Source organism: Vibrio glycogenivorans, from assembly GCF_051660965.1.
In the GTDB taxonomy this organism is placed as follows: domain Bacteria; phylum Pseudomonadota; class Gammaproteobacteria; order Enterobacterales; family Vibrionaceae; genus Vibrio.
Map to the genome: position 1 here is coordinate 799918 of NZ_JBPVIS010000002.1, position 21663 is coordinate 821580.

At 46.4% G+C, this 21663-nt stretch carries 18 protein-coding genes; 8 read left to right on the forward strand and 10 right to left on the reverse strand.

Annotation, left to right across the window (positions count from 1 at the left end; all coding sequences use genetic code 11):
• The first annotated feature begins 184 nt into the window (after positions 1-184).
• Complete coding sequence (locus tag ACSTTG_RS08195) at positions 185-1108, forward strand: LysR family transcriptional regulator (protein WP_438474420.1); 924 nt, start codon at positions 185-187, stop codon at positions 1106-1108.
• A 20-nt stretch (positions 1109-1128) separates the two neighbouring features.
• Here the strand turns inward: ACSTTG_RS08195 and ACSTTG_RS08200 are convergent, their stop codons facing one another.
• The 6 genes from ACSTTG_RS08200 to ACSTTG_RS08225 all read right to left on the reverse strand — a co-directional run bounded on the left by ACSTTG_RS08200 (position 1129) and on the right by ACSTTG_RS08225 (position 6037).
• Entirely contained in the window at positions 1129-1773 is a 645-nt protein-coding gene (locus ACSTTG_RS08200; protein ID WP_438474421.1) for a polysaccharide deacetylase family protein, read from the reverse strand.
• 72 nt (positions 1774-1845) lie between these two features.
• Positions 1846-2967, reverse strand: a complete 1122-nt coding sequence (locus tag ACSTTG_RS08205; RefSeq protein WP_438474422.1) for an ABC transporter ATP-binding protein — start codon at positions 2965-2967, stop codon at positions 1846-1848.
• Positions 2968-3101: 134 nt separating this feature from the next.
• Entirely contained in the window at positions 3102-3584 is a 483-nt protein-coding gene (locus ACSTTG_RS08210) for an early set domain-containing protein (protein ID WP_438474423.1), read from the reverse strand.
• A 15-nt stretch (positions 3585-3599) separates the two neighbouring features.
• The gene (locus ACSTTG_RS08215; RefSeq protein ID WP_438474425.1) at positions 3600-4004 is read right to left on the reverse strand and encodes a hypothetical protein; all 405 of its coding nucleotides are present in this window, start codon (positions 4002-4004) and stop codon (positions 3600-3602) included.
• A gap of 7 nt (positions 4005-4011) precedes the next feature.
• Positions 4012-5010: a UDP-3-O-(3-hydroxymyristoyl)glucosamine N-acyltransferase gene (lpxD, locus tag ACSTTG_RS08220; protein ID WP_438474426.1), complete on the reverse strand. Its 999-nt coding sequence runs from the start codon at positions 5008-5010 to the stop codon at positions 4012-4014.
• Positions 5011-5029: 19 nt separating this feature from the next.
• On the reverse strand, positions 5030-6037 hold the full coding sequence (locus tag ACSTTG_RS08225; protein ID WP_438474427.1) for a hypothetical protein: 1008 nt from the start codon (positions 6035-6037) through the stop codon (positions 5030-5032).
• Positions 6038-6426: 389 nt separating this feature from the next.
• Between ACSTTG_RS08225 and ACSTTG_RS08230 the strand changes: the two genes are divergently transcribed.
• The 7 genes from ACSTTG_RS08230 (at position 6427) to ACSTTG_RS08260 (ending at position 14017) form a co-directional block, all read left to right on the forward strand.
• Positions 6427-7653, forward strand: coding sequence for a sugar ABC transporter substrate-binding protein (locus tag ACSTTG_RS08230; RefSeq protein ID WP_438474428.1), 1227 nt, complete (start codon positions 6427-6429; stop codon positions 7651-7653).
• Between the two features lie 10 nt (positions 7654-7663).
• Positions 7664-8959, forward strand: coding sequence for a carbohydrate ABC transporter permease (locus tag ACSTTG_RS08235; protein WP_438474429.1), 1296 nt, complete (start codon positions 7664-7666; stop codon positions 8957-8959).
• On the forward strand, positions 8960-9793 hold the full coding sequence (locus ACSTTG_RS08240; protein ID WP_438474430.1) for a sugar ABC transporter permease: 834 nt from the start codon (positions 8960-8962) through the stop codon (positions 9791-9793).
• A 14-nt stretch (positions 9794-9807) separates the two neighbouring features.
• The gene (locus ACSTTG_RS08245) at positions 9808-11580 is read left to right on the forward strand and encodes a glycoside hydrolase family 13 protein (protein WP_438474431.1); all 1773 of its coding nucleotides are present in this window, start codon (positions 9808-9810) and stop codon (positions 11578-11580) included.
• Positions 11581-11717: 137 nt separating this feature from the next.
• Entirely contained in the window at positions 11718-12521 is an 804-nt protein-coding gene (locus tag ACSTTG_RS08250) for a TrmB family transcriptional regulator (RefSeq protein WP_438474432.1), read from the forward strand.
• Positions 12521-13345 carry an alpha/beta hydrolase gene (locus tag ACSTTG_RS08255; protein WP_438474433.1) on the forward strand — a complete coding sequence of 275 codons (825 nt, stop codon included), beginning with the start codon at positions 12521-12523 and terminating at the stop codon, positions 13343-13345. The genes ACSTTG_RS08250 and ACSTTG_RS08255 overlap by 1 nt, the downstream gene beginning before the upstream one ends.
• Before the next feature lie 282 nt (positions 13346-13627).
• On the forward strand, positions 13628-14017 hold the full coding sequence (locus ACSTTG_RS08260; protein WP_438474434.1) for a DUF2799 domain-containing protein: 390 nt from the start codon (positions 13628-13630) through the stop codon (positions 14015-14017).
• A gap of 73 nt (positions 14018-14090) precedes the next feature.
• On the opposite strand, the gene ACSTTG_RS08265 is transcribed toward ACSTTG_RS08260, so the two are convergent.
• The 4 genes from ACSTTG_RS08265 to ACSTTG_RS08280 all read right to left on the reverse strand — a co-directional run bounded on the left by ACSTTG_RS08265 (position 14091) and on the right by ACSTTG_RS08280 (position 21658).
• Positions 14091-16544: a glycogen/starch/alpha-glucan phosphorylase gene (locus ACSTTG_RS08265; RefSeq protein ID WP_438474435.1), complete on the reverse strand. Its 2454-nt coding sequence runs from the start codon at positions 16542-16544 to the stop codon at positions 14091-14093.
• A 1017-nt stretch (positions 16545-17561) separates the two neighbouring features.
• On the reverse strand, positions 17562-18764 hold the full coding sequence (locus tag ACSTTG_RS08270; RefSeq protein WP_438474436.1) for a hypothetical protein: 1203 nt from the start codon (positions 18762-18764) through the stop codon (positions 17562-17564).
• Positions 18765-19098: 334 nt separating this feature from the next.
• Positions 19099-19650, reverse strand: a complete 552-nt coding sequence (locus ACSTTG_RS08275) for a metal-independent carbonic anhydrase family protein (RefSeq protein WP_438474437.1) — start codon at positions 19648-19650, stop codon at positions 19099-19101.
• A 274-nt stretch (positions 19651-19924) separates the two neighbouring features.
• Positions 19925-21658 carry a DUF5060 domain-containing protein gene (locus tag ACSTTG_RS08280; protein WP_438474438.1) on the reverse strand — a complete coding sequence of 578 codons (1734 nt, stop codon included), beginning with the start codon at positions 21656-21658 and terminating at the stop codon, positions 19925-19927.
• Positions 21659-21663: the final 5 nt, after the last annotated feature.

A 21663-nucleotide genomic window follows, 5' to 3' on the forward strand; every position in this document is an offset into this window, starting at 1 on the left:
TCAATGCTCATGCCACCGTAGTGGCCACCGAAGCGAGAACTGCGGTAAGTAGCTTAGGGGTCATTAGTAACTCGTTGAGTGTTTTGTCAACGGGTTTATTTTACGTGAACCAAATCAGCAAAATACTTGTTATATTTGGTTATACTATTTGAAATTTTTGAACAGTTAACCCCAGAGAAAAATCGTGCATCATCCACTGAGCGGAATCGAACTTAAATCGCTGCTGATCCTGCAGCAACTACTGCAGCACAACAGCGTCAAAGAAGTCGCTAAGCAGATGGGACTGCAGCAAGGTACGGTGACTTATCACCTTAATAAGCTGCGTGAGCACTTTGATGATCCGCTCTACATCCCTTCTGGTAGAGGGGTTGAGCCAACCCCTAAAGCCCTATCATTAGCTGGACCACTATCAGAGGCCGTTACCTGTTTGGAGCGGGTTGTCGCGATTGAGGCCTTTCAACCCAGTAAAGTCAAAGGACGGATTCGCATTGCGATGCACGACCTAGGCGCGCTCTACGCGATCCCAATCTTGGTCGATCGCTTGCAAGACAAAGCGCCTGGAATTGTGGTCGAAACCGCGCTGTGGAATATCAATACCGAGCAAGAGTTACTCGAGGGAAAAGTGGATCTGACCTTCAATGCTATCACTCAACTATCATCACAATTTTATGGCGTTGAGTTAGGAAAGATACCCTTGTGTGCCATCTTTGATAAGCAGCACCCGCTGCAAGACAGCGAGCAATGGCCGCAAAGCGTGTTTGATTACCCGTATGTCACGATCTTACCTCAAACACCACAGCAAGAAGCGGTTGAATCCCTTGCTCAATCTTATGGGAAAAGTCGACAGATAGTTTCGGGTGCGGCCAGCTATAAATTGTTGGCTAGGTTGATAAAAGGGACTCAGCGAGTGAGTGTGATTACGTCCGCTTCCGCTGCGCTACTGGACGAGGAGGCGCTCACCTCTCGCCCAATCGATAACCTGCCTCCCACCACAGTTCACTGCTACTGGCATCAAAGAAACCACAATGATCCATTGCACCGTTTTGTACGCAATGAGCTGATTGAGATATGCAGAGAAGGTATCGGTTTTATCGCTGAAAGCTTTTAACCCGCGCTAGCGAGCGTATGTTAAAGCGTATCGATAATATTGGCCCACTCACTTCTTGAGTCTTGTGCAATTCGCGCCAACTTACGCTCGAATTGTTGCCACATTGCCTCGCTCAAAAGCTCGTACGAGTGTCCCCAAAAATAAAACACGCCGACCTCTACGGCTTGCTCATAGTAATGCCAAAAGTCAGGGTCGAGGAAATGGCAGCTAGGCGATAGAACGAAAGGGTCTTGTTGACTAAATGGGATAATTTGCTGGCTGACGGTACGAGCGTATCGATGCCCTGACTCCACGACGATCTGTTGGGTCGTTTGGTCGTGGGCACCAAATGGGTAGCAAAAACCTTCAATTGAGCGACAAAAAGTATCTTCAAGCCAATGTTTGTTGTCTGTGACTTGGCGGTGAATTTCATCTCGCGACAGGTCCGTTAAACAGGGGTGGGACAAGGAGTGATTGGCGACACAAAAGCCACCATAGACATCTAGCAGCTCATGGCTTGCTAAGACAACAACATCATTTTCTTGGTAGCGCCACATAACCCGGCGCTGTTGATGGTGAAAGTCACGGCATAAATTGAAGGTCGCCTTAGCATCAAAGGACCTGAGTAACTCAGTTAAGCGAATATCACTAACAAGCCCATCATCCCAGCACTGTATGACTTTCATCGACCCCATCCTATTTATGCCCATTAAAACCAAAACCACGGCACATCGAGATGGGCCGTGGTTGTATTTTGATTAGTTGGTGATGCTGTTTTCAGTCTCACCATCAAAGATATGACACTGTGAGGTGTTGAGGTTAAATCTGAAGTACGTGCCAATATCGTGGGTGGTAATCGTCAGGTCGTTCAAACGAGCAATAATTACGTTTGAGCCGACGCGAAAGTGCAGGTATTTCTCGTTACCCATATTTTCAACCACCGTTAGCTTACCTTCAACAGTATTAAACTCATCGTCTTCACCTGCCAATTTGATGCTCTCTGGACGAATACCAAAACACACTTTTTTATCGATGTGATTAGTCAGCCCTTTTTGCTTTTCAATTGGGATATACAAGCGTTGACCCGGCGCCAACTCAACAAAGATATTGTCTTCTTCTTGGCGTAAAACGGTATCAATCAGGTTCATCGCTGGTGAGCCGATAAAGCCTGCAACAAACTTATTCTTCGGCTTAAGGTAAAGATTTTCTGGCGTATCCACTTGCATGATCTCGCCTTTGTTCAGCACACAAATGCGATCGCCCAGCGTCAGAGCTTCGGTCTGATCGTGGGTAACGTAGATCATGGTTGCCGGGTTGCCCTCTTCTTTCAGTTGTTGGTGCAACTGGGCAATCTTAACTCGCATCGACACACGCAGTTTCGCGTCTAGGTTCGATAGTGGTTCATCGAACAAGAACACTTCAGGCTTACGAACAATCGCACGACCAACCGCCACACGCTGACGTTGACCACCCGACATCTCTTTCGGCTTACGATCCAACAGGTCAGTGATCTCAAGCTTTTCTGCCGCTTCGCGTACGCGCTTTTCAATCACGTCCTTTGGCTCTTTCGCCATCTTAAGGCTGAACGCCATGTTATCAAACACGGTTTTGTGCGGGTAGAGCGCGTAGTTTTGGAACACCATCGCAATGCCACGCTCTTTCGGTGGAAGATCGTTAACGATCTTATCGCCAATCTGGATCTCCCCACCGGTAATATCTTCAAGACCAGCAACCATACGCAGGGTAGTGGATTTTGCACAACCTGATGGTCCAACAAAAACCATAAATTCGCCGTCTTTGATATCCAAATCGATACCATGAACCGCTTTAAAGCCATTTTCGTATTCTTTTTCTACTTTACGTAGGCTAACTGTTGCCATGTTTAACTCCACATTAAAAAAATAAGTTGCTCTGCCCTTTGCAAATTTGTTTATAGAAACCGTTAGTTTGATAAAACCGTCAGGTTAAGAAAACAGAGCAACATTTAGGTCGGGAAATCCCCAAAATTACAAAATTAGTTGGCGCACTTCGCGACAACGGCATTCTTTGGTGAGCCGTCTTCGTTAACGGTCAGGCTCCATACGTAACGACCCTCTTCATTGATACGAATGGTTGAGTCTTTAGCATAGCCGCCCTGGCCCATATCGCTCATCTGACCGACGTGCATGCGGTTACCTGCTGCTGAGAACTGAGGTTTCCAGTTCATTGAAGCAAACTGGAAGCTGATTGCATCGGCTTGTTCGTTGCGAACTAACTGGTAGAGACCATCGCCTTTGTACTCCATCGCGCGCTCTGGCGAGTGAACCCAGTAGCCATCGTTAAAAGTGCCGACAACGAACATAGTCGGACGGATTGGGCCGCGGTCACCCTCAACGGTTGGCAGATTACAATCGACCATTGGACCTGTGGTCACCGTCAAGCTTTCATCGCCAGAAGTAGACGCACAACCAGTAAACAGCGCAACACTACACAGTGCTGTAATAAATTTCATTTTCATAATATTAACCACTTATTATATTGTAAGGTTCATCTCGATTTCTCGGTCATACACGTGACCAAAGAAAGTATCAAAATTTAATCTCACTCGCTCACCGATATTTTTCTCAGTAAGCAGAGATTTAAACTGACAAATAATTCGACTCTCGCCGATGCCAAATTCATGGTAATTACCACCACTGACCGGGCGGCAAGCTAGCAACTCAGCATCAACGGTATTAAACGCCTCATCCTGCTCCGCTTCGCGGATAAACTCCGACCTAAGCCCGTAAACCACGTCTTGGTCTGGGTACTCCGCGAGCCTTTGCTGATGCTCAAGCGGGATATGTAGCTTAGTTGTCTCATTGAGCGCAATGAGTATGCTGTTATCTTGATTAACCAACCGAGCGTTAAACATATTTGGGTGTTGATGTTCTCTCATAACAGCATTACTTAAAATAATTCTTAAGATGTTGAATAAACGACGGCTTTTCTTCACTCGGCTGGATGAAGTTTTTGGTCAAACTATTTAACACTGCGAGGTTTTTAAAATAGGCACGTGAATCTTTGGCTGGGTAGCCAAATAAATTACTGTTCGCAGGAAAAGAGCGACTGACGCCAGATTTCGCCTTAATTATCGAGTTATCGCCAATCGATACATTGCCTGCAGTGCCCACCTGGCCTTGAACAATCACCCCATTGCCAAGGCGAGTGTGGCCAGATAGGCCCACTTGGGAGACTATCAAACACTGCTCACCAATTTGGCAATCGTGGCCAATCTGGACCTGATTATCGATTTTAGTGCCACGACCAATAACCGTGTCGCCGAGCGTGCCGCGGTCGATGGTGTTATTAGCACCTAGCTCAACATCATCCTCAATGATCACGCGACCGACACTATCAACCCGCTCGTAACGACTGGTTTTGCCCGCCATATACTCAAAGCTGAAGTTACCAATCGAGTTGTTCGAGTCGATGGTGACATTGTCGCCAATAATGGTGCCCTCTTTGATCACCGTGTTGGCGTTGATAGCGACACTGTCGCCAATCGTCACACCATTCATGATCTTCACGCCCGGTGCAAAGTGGCAGTTTTCACCAATTGTGCAGTGCTTGCCAATGTAGACATCATCAAAGGTCGATGTATTACCTTGATCAAACAGCTGATAACGGTTAACGCGGTAGTAGCGCAGCAACTCATTGAGTCTATCAACATCAAGTCGTTTAACGACAATCTTGGCGGCAGAAGGGGCTGACCATATCGATTTAGGACCAATCACGACACTGGCTTTGGTCATGGGCAGGCGCTTGATATCGCGTCGAGACATCACCACCGCAGCGCAGTCTTCGCCCGCATGGGCGACAGAGCTAATACGCGAGACACTCAGGTTTGCATCACCCTCGATGGTGCCACCTAAGATTTGGGCCATTTCAGATACAGTCAACATCTTCTATTCACTCCGATGGTTAGAAACGATATAGGGCGTGGGCGTAGACTTTGTTGCCAACAGCCTTCTTGTCTCGTTGGCCATCTCTATCTTCAACATCTTTGGTCCATTCGTATTCAGCTTTGACTGTCCAGTCATTACCGATATTTTGTTCATAGCCTAAAGAGCCTTTAAGAATATCGGTCTCGTATTGATGGAACATATCTTTAGTTTCGTTTTTGCCTATACGAAAGTCAGCAACAAGTGTTCCCGCTCGGTCGAAGCTATACAAAACAGAAGGGTTTACGTAAACCTCTTCGAATTTCCCTTTGTTTGAGAAACCCGGTACAGAAAATTCGGTGTCTTTATTCTGGTAGAAAAACTCTAACCCCAACTCCCAATTACCCGTTTTGTAATAAGGCTTGACGATAAAACCATAGCCTTGTTCTTCTATCTTGCCCCAGCTTTTTACTGAGTTATCAATAGTAAAGTGAATTAGGTCCGCCTGAGCATAAACTCCTACACCATGGAATGGATCAAAATAAGACAGTGTTGGGCTTAGACTTTGATCTATCGATGTTTGCCCAACCTTAGCATTTTCAGTTCGTTTTTCTACATCTACCTTACCGGCCTCAAGAATATACAGAAGTCCGCCAGTAATGTTATTTCCAAAATAATGAGACTTATTTAAAGTTAATACATGGTAAAAACCATCCATTGTCTCGTAATCTTTTATTTTACTTCCGTCTGCGAATTCTCTGTCTTTAACTATCGATTGATGCTTTAGATCGTAGCTTATAGAAGCGTCCCATCTTTCATGACGAAGCATAAACTTGCCAAGGTATGTCGTATGAATTCTTTCATTTTCAGTCATACCTGCGGCTAGGCCTTGATAATAGGTCGTCTGCTTCTCTTCATACTCATAACCTAAACCAAGATTACCGCTGAACGGAGAGATCTGAGCGAAATCATAGTCATCTGCCGCTATAGCGCTTGTGGAGACAAGTAATACATTCGCTATTGCTATGCTTAGAGCCTTTTGTTTCATTTTTCATCCTGTTGAAATAATCGTTATTGTTTAGCTTCGTACGAAGAGTAGTACCAGGTGAACTACCTTTTGATTGGCATTATTCAACAACTTTTTTCGCCTGTCTGTTAGTCAAACAATTTGTGTGATCAGGATCATCGTGCCGCAAGGTTAAACATGACTAGAGTCACGCTATGTAGTGCTTGGCACTGATAATTTGATGTTCATCAGGCACAATTAAATAGGCGTTTATATGTGGTTAAAGTGCAGTGAATATTATTAATCCTGCACTGAACGTGATAGCAATCACAAACATATCTGAATTGCCACTTGCTGTATTGACTAAAATCTTTCGCACCATAATATTTAGTCGTACACACTGAACCACTCTATTTCGCCATGGTGAATATATGAAGAACAAACTAGCGGTTACCGCTCTACTATCAGCGCTTGCTACCACGCCTTTCAGTCACGCGTTAGAGATCGCGCCAGAACCAGGGGCCGATTTGTTGATTTGGTCAGACTCGCAGACGCTGGATTACATGGAATACGCAGCGGCTGAATTCAACAGCCAATACAACTACGACGTTAAATTTCAGATCCGCACCATTTCACCGTTTGATGCGCCTCAGCGCTTGATCCAAGATGGCGGCACAGCGCGTGTTGGCGATATCGTTGAGGTTGCCCATGACACGCTAGGTAGCTTGGTGATGGCGGGTGCTCTGATGGAAAACCTAGTCAATGCCGACCGTGTCAATGAAGAGTTTCTTGATAGTGCCCGCGCTGGCGCGACTGCTGAGGGTACCGTATATGGTTTCCCAATCAGCATTGCGACCTCAGTTTTGTTCTATAACAAAGAGTTGTTAACGGAAACACCAGAGACGTTTGAGTCAATTATGGCGTTTGCTGAAACCTTTAACGACACCCGCAGCCACAAGTACGCCATGCTGTGGGATCTGCAAAACTACTTTGAATCACGTATGTTCTTATCCATGTACGGCGGCTACGAGTTTGGTCAAGGCGGTACCGATGCTACAGATATCGGCATCGCAAAACCAGAGGCGCAAAAAGGCCTAGCAGCGATGAAAGAGATCCACGCTGCGATGGGCTTTAACCCGTTTGATGTCAACAACCCACAAGTTCGCCGCGGTCTATTCGCCGAGGGTAAAGTGGCGGCGATCGTTGACGGTCCATGGGCAACGGAAACGCATCTAAGTGCCGATTTTGAGGTTGGTGTGGTTCCAATGCCAACGTATGAGGGTCACCACCCACGTCCGTTCTCAACCATCGGCCTGCAAGTCGTGCCAGCATTCACGCCCTACCCTAAAGCGGCGCAGCTCTTTGCTCAGTTCCTAACCACCGACGAAATGCTTAAGAAACGCTTTGAGATGTCAAACAGCATTCCACCGGTTGCGTCAGTAATGGAAGAGATCAAAGCCGATGCGGACCTTGCCACTCTTGCGATTATCCAACAGGCAGACTTTGCTGATGCGATGCCATCTATTCCTGAGATGGGCTTTATCTGGTCACCAATGATCAATGCAATGACTGCGCTGATCGTTAACGATCGCTCGCCTGAAGATGTTACCAAGCAAGCGCTTAGCATCATCAATGAGCAAATCGAGCTGCAATACTAAGGTGAGATGGATGACAACCACAACACAAGTACAACAAGGGACTGGGGGGCGACTACCCGCCTCCGCCCTTATCATGGGCGCAACCCAGATAGCCAAAGGCCACTATGTGAAAGGCTTTGCCTTTCTAGTGATTCAGGTGTTGTTCCTGCTCAGCACAGTGAACCTTGCGGACGCCATTTATGGCCTGATTACCCTAGGTGAAACCGCGCAGGTCAACCAAGGCTTCACCATTATTCCAGGTGATCACTCGATCTCACTATTGATTGAGGGTGTGATTGCCGTAATGTTGCTGCTCGGGGTGGTGTTTGCTTACACTGCAAACCTAAAAGATGCCAAACAGACAACCAAAACCACGCAATCTGTTGTGCAGCAGCTCAAAAGTATTTACGACAATAACTTTGCAGCTTTTGCCCTGTCACCAGCCGCGCTGCTTGCGATTGGCTTTATCATGCTGCCGATCATTATTACAGTGCTGATCTCGCTGACCAACTACTCTGCGCCAAACCATATTCCACCACGAAACTTGGTCGACTGGGTTGGCTTTGGCAACTTCCTAGCGCTGTTCGAGCTTAAGATCTGGTCAGACACCTTCACTGGTGTTGCGACATGGACAGTGACTTGGGCGGTAGTCGGCACAGCCTTAACCTGCGGTTTTGGTTTCTTGCTTGCTATCGCGCTATCCAATAAGAACATCAAAGGTGTTAAAGGCTTCCGCCTGATCTTCTTGCTGCCTTACGCTGTGCCTGCATTCGTGACGCTATTGATCTTCCGTTTGCTATTCAACGGTATCGGCCCTGTCAACAACCTACTTAATACTTGGGGCTTTGAGTCCATCGCGTTCTTGTCTGACCCAGTGATCGCCAAGATCACCGTGATCCTAGTCAGCGTATGGGCGGGAGCGCCATACTTCATGCTGCTAATTACCGGAGCGTTAACCAATATCCCAAGCGAGCTGTATGAGGCGAGCGAAGTGGATGGGGCAAGTAAATTCCAGCAGTTCAGAGAGATCACTTTCCCGCTGGTGATGCACCAGGTCGCACCGTCATTTGTAATGACGTTTGCCTACAACTTTAACAACTTTGGCGTGGTGTACCTGCTCACCGAGGGCGGTCCAATCAACCCAGAGTACCGCTTCGCAGGCCATACAGACCTTCTGATCACTTGGATCTACAAGCTAACACTCGACTTCCAGCAATACCACATTGCCTCGGTGGTCTCTATCGTGATCTTCTTGTTCTTGTCGACGATTGCTATCTGGCAGTTCCGCCGCATGAAGTCATTCCAAACCGATGTGGGGATGAAATAGATGGACAAATTCATTAGAAAATCTGGAACAGTGGTGACTTACCTGTTCCTTATCTTAAACGCCATTGTGGTACTGGCACCGATTATCTGGACCGTGATGGTGTCATTTAAGCCGGGCAGCAACTTGTTTAGCTCGTCGTTCTCAGGCTTTGAGTTTACGCTTGACCACTATCGCACCCTATTTGCCGAGACGCCGTACCTGCTTTGGTACAAAAACACCCTGTTCTTGGCGACAGCAAGTATGGTGATCTCACTGGTGGTGATCACGCTAACAGCGTACATTTTCTCACGCTACCGCTTTAAGGGTAAACGTAATATCTTGATGAGCATCTTGGTGATCCAGATGTTCCCAGCCTTCCTTTCGATGACGGCGATTTACGTATTGCTCTCTAAGCTTAACCTGATTGACACCTTTAGCGGTCTGCTGCTGGTGTACATCGCAGGCTCACTGCCGTTCCAGACTTGGTTGGTGAAAGGCTTCTTTGATGCGATTCCAACCTCGCTGGATGAGGCGGCTAAGATCGATGGCGCCGGACACTTCACTATCTTCGTCGATATCGTGCTGCCGCTGGCCAAGCCTATCTTGTTGTTTGTCGCGTTGACCTCATTCACCGCACCTTGGATGGACTTTATCTTGCCAACCTTGATCCTGCGTAGTGAAGAGAAGATGACGCTGGCGATTGGTATCTTCAGCTGGATCAGTACCAACTCTGCCGATAACTATACCCTTTTCGCTGCCGGGGCTCTCTTGGTTGCGATTCCAATTACGCTACTGTTTGTAGCGACCCAGAAACACATTACAACCGGTCTCATGAGCGGCGCTGTAAAAGAGTAATATAGGAAGTATTAATGATTACTAAAAGCTCCATTGTTCATATTCCAAAGAGCGCAGACGCGTATGCGTTTGACGACCAAACCCTGCATATTCGCTTGCGCACTGCGATTGGCGAGATTGAGCGTGTCGCGCTTTGGATTGGTGACCCATACCACTGGGCAGTTGGCGGCCTTGACGGCGGCAACCTTGGTGGTAGTGAGGCTCACGGATGGATCGGTGGCAATGAAGTTGAGATGAAACTGGAAGGCTGCACCGAGCACCATGAGCAGTGGATTGGCGCTTTCGTTCCACCAAAACGTCGCAGTCGTTACGGTTTCATCGTTTACGGTCGTGATGGCAGCAAACACCTAGTCGGTGAAAAACGTATTGTTGAGCTGACTGAAGAGAATCAGGAAATCGAACTGAGCAACCTAAGTAACTTTTTCTGTTTCCCTTACATCAACCCGCGCGATGTACTGCGTACGCCAAAGTGGGTTGAGAACACCATCTGGTACCAAATTTTCCCTGAGCGTTTTGCCAATGGCCGTCCAGAGATTTCTCCAGATAATGTTCAGCCATGGGGCACAGAGCCAACCAATGACACCTTTATGGGCGGTGACTTATGGGGCATCATCGACAAGCTCGATTACCTGCAAGATTTGGGCGTGAATGGCCTGTACCTGTGCCCTATCTTTACCGCCAATGCCAGCCACAAATACGATACGGTCGATTACATGAACGTTGACCCATTCTTTGGTGGCAATGAGGCGTTTAAAGAGCTAGTGAAGCAGGCGCACAGCCGCGGCATGAAGGTGATGCTGGATGCCGTATTTAACCACGTTGGTGACCAACATCCATTCTGGCTGGATGTGGTTAAAAATGGCAAAGATTCGAAGTATGCGGACTGGTTCTGGATCAATGAGTTCCCAGTTTACCCAGAAAAGCCGCGTGAAGAGTGGGACTTCTGCAACTTCAACTACGAAACCTTTGGTAACGTAATTGAGATGCCGAAACTCAACACTGAGAACGAGGACTGCCGTGCGTACCTACTTAATGTGGCACGTCACTGGGTAGAGGAGTTCGATATCGATGGCTGGCGTTTGGACGTTGCCAACGAGGTTGACCATGAATTCTGGCGCGACTTTAGACGTGTGGTGAAGGGCATCAAGCCTGATTGCTACATTCTTGGCGAGATCTGGCATGAGGGCATGGCATGGCTGCGTGGTGAGCAATACGACTCACTAATGAACTACCCAATGACCCAAGCGATCACCGACTTCTTTGCCCAGAACCTGTCCGATAAACAAGGCTTTATCAATGACGTCAGCCGCTCGTACATGTCTTACCCACACAATGTGAATAAGGCGATGTTCAACCTGCTCGACAGTCACGATACCAGCCGTATTATCTCCCTATGTGGCGATAACAAAGACAAAGTCAAACTGGCGTACTTGTTTATGTTCACTCAGGTCGGCTCACCATGTATCTATTACGGTGGTGAAGTGGGTCTTGATGGCTCACGCGGTATGTCTTACGACCTAAACCGTCGCTGCATGATCTGGGATGAAGACAAGCAAGATCACGAGCTGAAAGCCTTTATTCAGCAAATGATCCAGCTGCGCCTCGCTCATCCATCACTCAATGAGCCAACGATTGAATGGATTACGGTCGATGACGAGCACTGTGTCGCTTATCGCCGTGGTGAGCTGGAGTTCGTGATTAATAACTCTGACCAAGCCAAACAAGTTTCGATTGGTGAACAATTAATCGAACTTGCGCCTCACGGTTATCAAATCATCAAACGCTAATTGCGTACCACTAAGAGAGGTTGAGATTACTCGACCTCTCTGTCACTTTTTGCACGATCGAAGCGGTGCATTTTGTAGATTTACAACAACTAATGATAAGATGAGAGGTTGATTTGAATAGCTTCCAAGGAAACCCCATGACAGATTTGATCACCAAGTTGATGGACTTTGGTTTTACTAAAACCGATGCAATGGTGTACATCAACTTGCTTAAAAATGGCAAGGGCAGCGGATATAAAATAGCCAAGGAAATTTCTTTATCACGGTCCTCCGTGTATTCGTCGATCGACAATTTATATAAAAATGGTTTTATATTCCTGTCAGATGGCGATACCAAAGAATATGAAGCTAAGTCGCCGGATCTGATTTTTAGTCAAATCGAGAAAAAGACGGTAGAGAATATTTCTATCGTCAAGAAAGAGCTATCACGCATGATGCTGCAAGATGAAAAAGAGTTTATCTATAGCATCAGTGGCTTTGATAATCTGATGGATAAAGCGCGTGAGCTGTTTGAGCAGGCGCAGCTGGAAATCTACTTAAATACCGACTTTGACCTGAGTGTATTTAGTGACGAGATCAATAATGCCATCGATCGTGGCATACGTATTATTGCTTTCTCATTTAATAAGATCTCGCTACCTAACGATAAAATCGAGTTCTATAACCGTATCGATATCGAAGAGAAAGACTACCCTTCTCACCGCTTTATGATGGTGGTTGATGCCAAATACATGCTGAGTTTCTCGCACCGCGAAGAGAGTTTAGGCGTGTATTCCAACAACAAAATGTTGATCACCATTACCGCGGAGCATATCCACAGCGATATCTATATGTCGGAGTACATTAAGCGTATGCCTGATGTGAGCATCAAAGTGAACTCTATCCATGAGCAGACCAACGAGATCATCATGGATGGACAACTAAGGGAACCCGAGAAATAATGCCAGTTTCTGCGCAACGCTATCAAATCATTGAACACTTTGACATGCCTCAACTAGGCCGTCAGAGAACCATTCGCGTGCTTCTACCACAAGATTATCACGAGAACATCGATCGCCATTATCCAGTGATCTACATGCATGACGGTCAAAACCTGTTTGACGCCGCTCTGGGTTACGGCGGTTCATCATGGGAAATCCCAGACAACATCGACACCTTCTTCAAAGATAAAGAAGGCGTGATTGTGGTCGGTATCGACAACGGCGCCGAGTTCGAAGGCCTGTGCCGCATGTACGAGTACTCACCGTGGCAAATGGACAAAGACTTCTTCTTACCCGATTGGCCTTCGTCTGTGTATCAAGCCGGCGGTGAGGGTAAGCAATACCTAGAGTTTATTACCGACACCCTTAAGCCGCATATCGACAATACCTACCGAACCAAATCAGGTCGTACTGATACCACAATCGCAGGCAGCTCAATGGGCGGCTATATCAGCTTGTTCGCCATCATGGAACGCCCTGACGTTTTTGCCAAAGCCGGAGTATTTTCACCCGCATTCTGGTTCAACAAACCCGAGATGTTTAACTACCTAAACAACACAGTGGTTGAGCAACCAATCCAAATCTACATGGACATGGGCACCCAAGAAACCAGCGGCAACCGAGATGACTTCGCCGACATCTACTTAAACGACGCCAAAGAGGCTTACACTTTCCTAAGCGAAAAGCCAAACACAACAATCACCTTCGCCATCGATGAAGGCGCAGAGCACACCGAATCGGCCTGGGCGAAACGCTACCCTGACATGCTAACCTACTTATTTTAGGTTCGAGGAGCGGGTATCACTTCGTTCCGAGGCGCGAGGTGTTACCCACACTTTAAACGACTTGCTGCCCCCCCTCCAAATTCAAGCCGACCTTTACTTAGTCTTTTCTGAACTCTCAACAATCGACATCTCACTCCAACTATCGATAAACTCGCCGCGCGCTACCCCTCGCCTCTCGAATCTCGCTTCTCGCCTCTGGGCCAAAGCCTGCTCGCCTGCCCTCAATCAATGAAATTAACGGCCCAAAGAATTATAATAAGGAAAATATCAAGGAGAAACGTCATGAAATACACCATGATTTCGCTGTTGGGTCTGACGTTATTGGCTGGGTGTAGCAGTTCTTATACTGCAAGCACGTCTGTCGATGACTGGTATCAATATGGTTATACCAAAGCAATGTCTGGCGCTGAGCCTGCTGAGAAAAATACTATTTCACAACAAGATGCAGATCAATTTGCCAACGGTTATCAAGCTGGATTGGGTGAATTCTGCCAGCAAGATGGCTACCAGCATGGTCTACAAGGTCGCAACTATCACGGCCAATGTGATGAGATTAATGAGGTGTTCGCGCAGAGATATTCGGTGGGGGTTCACGACCGTATGAGCCAAGCGCGCCAACAAGAGCGTCTGCGCTCAAACCAGAACACCAATTCGGTAAGACCACGCTCGTAAGCAATTTACTCAGATAAGCTTATACAAAAAAGCCAAGGCATGATGCCTTGGCTTTGCTTTATGACTTGGAGTGTTAGCGCTTAACCGCTTCTAGTTTCCAAATGTTGTTCACGTAGTCACGGATTGAACGGTCTGAGCTGAACTTGCCGACTAGCGCAGTGTTCAAGATCGCTTTCTTCGCCCAACCTGCTTGATCGCGGTACTGTGCGTCCATCGCTTCGTGTGCTTTCACGTAAGAAGCAAAGTCAGCAAGACATAGATATGGGTCACCACCATCTAGCAGGCTGTCGTACGTGGCACGCAGTAGACCTGGTTGACCTGGAGTGAACTCATCGCCTAGTAGTAGGTCTAGCGACGCTTTCAGTAGTGGGTCAGCGTTATAGTAATCAAATGGGTTGTAACCGGCTGCTTTCACGCGGTTCACACCGTCTACGTCTAGACCGAAGATGTAGATGTTCTCATCACCCACTTCTTCACGGATCTCAACGTTCGCGCCGTCCATCGTACCGATAGTCAGTGCACCGTTAAGTGCCATCTTCATGTTACCGGTACCTGAAGCCTCTTTACCCGCCATTGAGATTTGCTGAGAAACGTCTGCCGCTGGGATGATGATCTCCGCCATGCTCACGCGGTAGTCAGGAATGAAGACTACTTTCAGCTTGCCGCCTAGACGTGGGTCGTTGTTCACCTTCTCAGCTACCTTGTTGATGGCGAAGATGATCTCTTTCGCTAGGTGGTAACCTGGTGCTGCTTTCGCTGCGAAGAACACAACGCGTGGGACCATGTCGAACGTTGGGTCGTTCAGTAGACGGTGGTATAGCGATAGTACGTGGATAAGGTCTAGGTGCTGACGCTTGTACTCGTGTAGACGCTTGATTTGCACGTCAAAGATAGCGTTAGTGTCTAGCTCGATGCCCATGTTGTCAGCAACCCAATCAGCCAGACGCTGTTTGTTTTGCTTCTTAACGGCCATGTACTCTTTCTGGAACTTAGCGTCCTGCGCAAACTCAGCAATCGCTTCTAGCTGCTCAAGTTTTGCTGGCCACTCAGAACCAATCTTGTCTGTGATAAGCGCAGATAGACCCGGGTTACAGAACTTCAACCAACGACGTGGTGTGACGCCGTTTGTCACGTTGTGTAGACGGGTTGGGTACATTGCGTGGAACTCTGGGAATAGGTCTTTCTTAACCAATTCTGAGTGCAGTGCTGCTACACCGTTTACAGCGTAAGAGCCGATCACACATAGGTTCGCCATGCGCACCATGCGGTGGAAACCTTCTTGGATGATCGATAGCTTCTGCTGCTTCTCAACATCGCCAGGCCACATTGCACGAACTTCTTTTAGGAAGCGGTGGTTGATTTCAAAAATGATCTCCATGTGACGAGGAAGTAGACGCTGGATCAATGACTCAGACCAAGTCTCTAGTGCTTCTGGCAGTAGAGTGTGGTTGGTGTAAGCGAACGTGTTCGAGCTGATTTCCCACGCCTCTTCCCAGCACAAGCCTTTCTCATCGATAAGGATGCGCATTAGCTCTGGGATAGCAATCGTTGGGTGCGTATCGTTAAGCTGGATAGTCTCTTGCTTAGGCAGATCTTGCAGCGTGAAGCCTGCTGCCTCGTGACGATGTAGGATATCGCGTACCGATGCTGCAGAGTGGAAGTACTGCTGCATTAGACGTAGAGTTTTACCTTTTTCGTGGTTGTCGTTCGGGTAAAGGACTTTAGTGATGTTACCCGCATCGATCAGCGCGTGCTGTGCTTCGAAGTAGTCACCATTGTTAAAGCTCTCTAGTGAGAATGGGGCAATCGCCTGACATTCCCAAAGACGCAGTGGGTAAACCGTGTCTGACTCGTAGCCCACGATTGGTAGATCCCATGGCATCGCTTTTACCGTCATGCCTGGTACCCATTTACGTACTTCTTGACCGTTTTGGTTCACAACCTCAACGCGGCCAAAGAAACCGATCTCTTGCGCAAGCTCCGGACGAGCGACTTCCCAAGGGTAGCCTTCAACGCAGCGCCATGCATCAGGTGCTTCTTGTTGACGACCGTCTTCGAATGACTGTTTGAATAGACCGTACTCGTAGTGCAGACCGTAACCCACCGTTGGGTACTCTTGCGCTGCACAAGAATCCATGAAACAAGCCGCTAGACGACCTAGACCGCCGTTACCTAGTGATGGGTCACGCTCTTCTTCTAGAAGGTCAGTTAGGTTTTGACCTAGCTCTCCCATTGCTTCCGTGATTTCTTCGTAAAGACCCATACTGATCAGGTTGTTACCCGTCAAACGACCAATCAGGAACTCTAGAGATAGGTAGTTGACGCTTTTCGCGTTCTTAATTTTTGGATCTTGCTCAGTTTGTAGCAAGTCGAATGTGGTTAGCTCAGCTAGCGCACGACCCATCGCAAGGTACCATGCACGTGGCGAAGCCGTTTCTGTTGTCGTTGCGTACGTTGCCGACAGGTGCTTTTTCACGTCAGCTTGAAAAGCCGCTTTATCAAATTTTTTCTGTTGAGAGGGTTTCATTATCTAGTGACCTTATTTGTTCATCGAGCGTCATTGCTTCACCAAACGAAACTGCTTTATCAAGCGTTTTGGTGACTCAGCCAAGAACATCCATATCGAATTCTATTCCATGTGCTAGATATCATCAGAAAAAACAGACTTGTTGCCCTCATCCCTAAATCAGCCCTCAGGGGATGAGACAAAGGTAGTAGTACACAATATACTACGTAAATAGACTTTATTGATAAGCCAATAACCATAGTTAGTGTGACACTACTCAAAAATCAGCTAATTTTGCCGTCATACAAGCAGAAAAAGGGTACACAAACCGGAACGCATTTGACTCACAAATTGTGATCAATATCACCTGTATTTATCTTATTATCTTATTAACCAGCTCTAAAAGGTTCCCACAAGTGATCGCCTCCCCGCTCCTCGGAGCAAAGCGAACCCCGCTACTCGCACCTAAAAAAAAGGAGGCTAAAAAGCCTCCTGCTGTCTACCAAACACGGTAAATACTGCACAAAAATAATTAGATATTGGGGGTAATAGAGCATGGACAAAAAGGACATCCACACCTAAATCACTATCCAACTACAACAAAACGGTGATGGACTCCATAAAATGCCCTTAAACGGAGTAGCCCATCACGTACGACTAAATTATCAGAAATTTTTGGTTAGTCTAGGAGTTGATGACCAAACTGCTAAATTAGCATGCAAAACCCTATATTGATCACAATATTCTATGAGAATATGCATTAACTTGCCGAGTGACAGTGATAGCTAACCTTGAGGCAGATCACATTTGTATTAGTACTTTTGAGCACCTTTGGTATCGATAGAACAAAAGGGCGTGTTGCCTTATATCGAGCTCTATATGATTTGGGGTGTTAAGCAACAATAGTATGAAAAGTTCGCTCAAACGAGCCTGTATATCGGGGCCTTTGGATAAGCTTAATGATAGATACGAGAAAGGGGTGCCATGCACCCCCTATGAGATCAAGTGAAATATGGTGACTTACTTAAGCGACTACTCTTAAAGATCAGAACCTTGTAAAAATGGCATAATTACTCTTCGACTGGTGTCAGTTAAGTTGTCGATAGAAACGCGCGACGCACTATCCATCTCCATCAGCATGATAGCTGCCTGCAACTCTACACCCATTTCCGGCAAAATGTCTGGAATCGTTACCGAGTTGACTACACTTTTCGCATATACCGAATGGGAGATGTCAGTTTCACTGTCATGGAGATATTTTTCTATAAAGACAGCATCAGCAGAAAAGTCATTCAGTTCAAAATCAAATGTTGTTCCATCAAAGCCACCGAGTATAAAGCTATTAGCTGGAATACCCTCAAGAGTGATGTCATGATTTACACTGTACTGGCCTGTTATAAAGTAGGTAAAACCATTAGTGGGAAGATGCTCAAGGCTTGTCATACTCAAGTCTAAACCTTCTACCTCCTCTGGTAGTGCAATTTCTTTTGCTTCACTAGTTACGCCATTTCTAACGTAAAAATCGGTAAACAAAGTCTCTCCATTCACTATCATATTGATGCCAGTGGCACTCATTAGTGGCTTAACAGTAAGCTCAAGTGAGTTATTCAGAGGCTTCAACATATTCTCATTAATGTCGATCTTATCTAGCCCCTCATATTCACTACGTTCGATATAAGTATAACCAATCACCTGCTCTTCACAGCCTTCGTCACCACAGCTGAACGCAAAGATACCCGGCTGATCATTATTTACATCGATAGTACCGTCCCATGAGTCATATTCGGGAAACGTCACTAAGTTCTCAATGTCAGTCTCGACATCGTAAGTTTGATAGACTTCAACAGTTGCACAGTCGATAACCGGACCATTGTAACCACTAAAGTAAATTTGGTTACCATCACCAACCAGCTCCTTTTGGATTGAATCAATCGATAGATTCGTCGGCTCAAAGCCTTCTTGGTCTGGGTTTACGGTAAAGTAATGGTTATTGGGAATATCCGCCAGCGATAACTCGCCCTTGTCATCGGTAGTTACCATGTCAATGAAGGTTCCCTGCAAATCATGAATAAGCACCTCAAGGTTGGGCGCAAAACATAATTCATAACTACGGTAATCTTCAGAATGCGCCCCCGATGCGAAGGAGATTGTCCCTAAGTTAGCCTCTTTGTCAGAGTCGGAACTATTACAGCCTGCAATAAGCGCTGTACCAACGAGCGTTGCAATAAGTTTTCGGTTCATTTTTTGACCTTTACATTTAAAACAGATGTACATGTGTACCGCTGAATTTTATCGCAACAAGTTTAAAATCAATTGCTTAAATAATGATTTTGTGACTGAAGGTCAAAATAAATCTGATAAATAAAAGAACAAAACCAACCTGTTATAATAAATTCATAAAAATGACAAGATAAAATAATCAGTCGTTCACAATCAAACATAATAAACAATCACAAGCTTAAATTATTGACTATTGATTGAATATAATGAGCGGCTGCTATGGAATATCTAAGACTAAAAAAGTGAGAATGACGCTCACTTTTTGTTTAGAATAATAACCAGCCTATTTTGGTGACTAATTAGCGTGAAATTCTAATGATGAATGGTGAAGCGCAATTCTCAGTTTCCCTTGGTCATCTTTGACAAACTTCCAAGTCTTATCCACTGAGGTGACTTCACCATCTTTATCAGTAAAGTGCACCTTCCCCATAGTGCTGGCACTGTTACCAGTGATAAATACGCCCGCATTCTCAATCTCACACGCCGCCCAATTTTTCAGTGCAAAGCCTGTGTCCATTGGGTAAGCATCATTACCACCAACGAAATAGGATAGCGCGCCCTCATTGGTCGTACGGAAGGTTTGCGGATTGACCGTCAAGGTTGGCTTAAATAGCACCGCGCCCATTTGATATGCATAAGCAGAATCAATCACTTGGGTTGCAAGCTCTTTTGCCGCGCTATGCCCCTGCTCGCGATAAGTATGACTGATTTCCACCAGCGCGTGACACCAAGCACTTTGCGCTTCTAGTACTTCAGCCTCGTTCACCGCTTGGTTAACGACACTAGCAAAAACCGAGCTAGACATAGGAACTATCATTGCAGTGGTTAAGAGAGTCTGTAATTTCATGAGATTATCCTTATAGTATTTTGCCCATCACAACCAGCGCAAACAGGCTGTGAGTGGTCAGTAGCGTATAGAGAAGAAAACGCTCTTTTTTAAGCATCTAAATTAATCAACTATCTGTTGTTTACCTAGTTAGGATAATCTGGTTTTTGCTCCTTCAAGTACAGCAAACTCTGACCGCTAATCAGGATATCAGTTATTCGAGTTTGGATACCCTGGTGGGAATTTCTATTCGGCTGACAATAACTCTGCCAGCCGATTAGTGATTATTATTTTATTAAGCCTTGGTGACAATAATAACCTTATCTTGACCTCGCTTGAGTCCCGGTAAATCGACCTTTAGTGTTTGGTTTTGCGCTTTAGCTTGACCAAGCTTACTCGTCTCTCCAGTCCAAGTGTCATAAATCTCTACTTGATAGCGGTCTGCGTTATTCAGACTATCAATTTTCATCACCACAGACTCCAAATCACCCTGCTTGCTATTTTTGACCCAGACATAGTGACTGTCTTGATTAGATAAGGTGCGATAGAGAAGCTCTTGCTCAAAGCGCACTGGCGCGATATTACTGAACAACTCATCGCTAGCTGTCAGTCGCTCAACAAAATTTGCCATGTGTTGGAAGTGGAAATATTTATCAGCCTCCTCATAATCTTCCCACCACCAAGTCATTGGCAAGAATGGAGTTTGACTGAACATCGCAACCCACATGGTTTCATGTAAGTGGTCTGCGTATTGTTCAATTTGATCCGAAACGCCCTCCCAGCCTAGTGCCGCTTCACCCACGGCATAGCTTTTTCCGTAGCGCTCGGATAGCTCGGTAATTTTCGCCTCAGTATCCGTCGATGACAGGCCATAAAGGTGAGTTTGAATAAACTCCATTCCCTCAAGCTCGAACAGACCCTCAATCTCAATATGGCTGATACTGGTGGTTTGGATATGGTTGTAAGGGTCCACCTCGCGCAGGTAGTCCGACATCGTCTGGTGCCACTCGGTCACCGCTTTGTCCGAGATATTCTGCCCTTCTTTGTGCACTGCGTTATCGACTTCGTTCCAAAACTCTATCGCCGCGACATTGGTGCTGTAGCCCCAACGTGCAACTATGTATCGCAGTCGGTCTTGATAACGTGCGATAGCATCAGGATGGGTAAAAAACTCTTCTGGTGTTTTTGCCGGACCGCCATTTACAGCGTTGTATGGATTGAGACGCCAGTAATCATTGCCCCAGTTGTCAAAATCGTTCGCCCAAAGTGAACCATGATAATCCATCACTAGAATCAAATTTACATCATTGTTCTCAGCGTGCTCAATAAGATAGTCAAAACGCTCTATCGCCTCAGGGTGCAATCCTTGGCCTTCGTAGGGTGAATAACGTCCGTAAACCGGCTCATTCCACTCTAGAGGGATATTCCAAGGAGCATTGATCCAAGTGCGCACTAAAGAGACGTTATTGTCACCCATCAGGTTCATCCAGTACTCATAGGTGTACTCTGGGTTGTCTGCAGGCTTACCATCAATCTCTAGTCGCGCCTCCCAAGCGATATTTAAGCCTACGCCTCTAAAACGCTCCCCATTATCAAAAACCCAACTGCCTTGATTGTCATCTGTCGAAAGAAAGCCCTTACCTTGCGAGGGTGAGACAGTAAAAGACTTCAGTTTCGAGGTGGTTTCCTCACCATGATGAGCCGCTATAACTTGGTACTTATATTCACCTATCTCACGTGGCGTAAAGCTTAGCCCCCAGTGATACTCCTGTTCTTGTTCATTCTTAAAGTACATTGGAACAAGCAAGGTCTCACCGCTAGGCGTGATCACCTTAGCATCGAGCTTGATCTCTCTTGAATCAAACGGGTTCTCAAAATCAATACCCGACGTGATATAAGCGTCGGTGAATTTGCCATACAAAGGCAGTTGCGTTTCAGACTGTGGTTGCGCGGTTAAGACTAAGCCGCCTGCGACGGCTTGAGAAGTAAAGCCAGCGATGAGTAACATGGTTGGATTAAGCTTGAACATGGGGT

Bases quoted from the DNA above. Each gene is read 5' to 3' on its own strand.
- ACSTTG_RS08200 (WP_438474421.1), bottom strand. From the start codon at position 1,773: ATGAAAGTCATACAGTGCTGGGATGATGGGCTTGTTAGTGATATTCGC.
- ACSTTG_RS08205 (WP_438474422.1), bottom strand. From the start codon at position 2,967: ATGGCAACAGTTAGCCTACGTAAAGTAGAAAAAGAATACGAAAATGGC.
- ACSTTG_RS08210 (WP_438474423.1), bottom strand. From the start codon at position 3,584: ATGAAAATGAAATTTATTACAGCACTGTGTAGTGTTGCGCTGTTTACT.
- ACSTTG_RS08215 (WP_438474425.1), bottom strand. From the start codon at position 4,004: ATGAGAGAACATCAACACCCAAATATGTTTAACGCTCGGTTGGTTAAT.
- lpxD (WP_438474426.1), bottom strand. From the start codon at position 5,010: ATGTTGACTGTATCTGAAATGGCCCAAATCTTAGGTGGCACCATCGAG.
- ACSTTG_RS08225 (WP_438474427.1), bottom strand. From the start codon at position 6,037: ATGAAACAAAAGGCTCTAAGCATAGCAATAGCGAATGTATTACTTGTC.
- ACSTTG_RS08230 (WP_438474428.1), top strand. From the start codon at position 6,427: ATGAAGAACAAACTAGCGGTTACCGCTCTACTATCAGCGCTTGCTACC.
- ACSTTG_RS08235 (WP_438474429.1), top strand. From the start codon at position 7,664: ATGACAACCACAACACAAGTACAACAAGGGACTGGGGGGCGACTACCC.
- ACSTTG_RS08240 (WP_438474430.1), top strand. From the start codon at position 8,960: ATGGACAAATTCATTAGAAAATCTGGAACAGTGGTGACTTACCTGTTC.
- ACSTTG_RS08245 (WP_438474431.1), top strand. From the start codon at position 9,808: ATGATTACTAAAAGCTCCATTGTTCATATTCCAAAGAGCGCAGACGCG.
- ACSTTG_RS08250 (WP_438474432.1), top strand. From the start codon at position 11,718: ATGACAGATTTGATCACCAAGTTGATGGACTTTGGTTTTACTAAAACC.
- ACSTTG_RS08255 (WP_438474433.1), top strand. From the start codon at position 12,521: ATGCCAGTTTCTGCGCAACGCTATCAAATCATTGAACACTTTGACATG.
- ACSTTG_RS08260 (WP_438474434.1), top strand. From the start codon at position 13,628: ATGAAATACACCATGATTTCGCTGTTGGGTCTGACGTTATTGGCTGGG.
- ACSTTG_RS08265 (WP_438474435.1), bottom strand. From the start codon at position 16,544: ATGAAACCCTCTCAACAGAAAAAATTTGATAAAGCGGCTTTTCAAGCT.
- ACSTTG_RS08270 (WP_438474436.1), bottom strand. From the start codon at position 18,764: ATGAACCGAAAACTTATTGCAACGCTCGTTGGTACAGCGCTTATTGCA.
- ACSTTG_RS08275 (WP_438474437.1), bottom strand. From the start codon at position 19,650: ATGAAATTACAGACTCTCTTAACCACTGCAATGATAGTTCCTATGTCT.
- ACSTTG_RS08280 (WP_438474438.1), bottom strand. From the start codon at position 21,658: ATGTTCAAGCTTAATCCAACCATGTTACTCATCGCTGGCTTTACTTCT.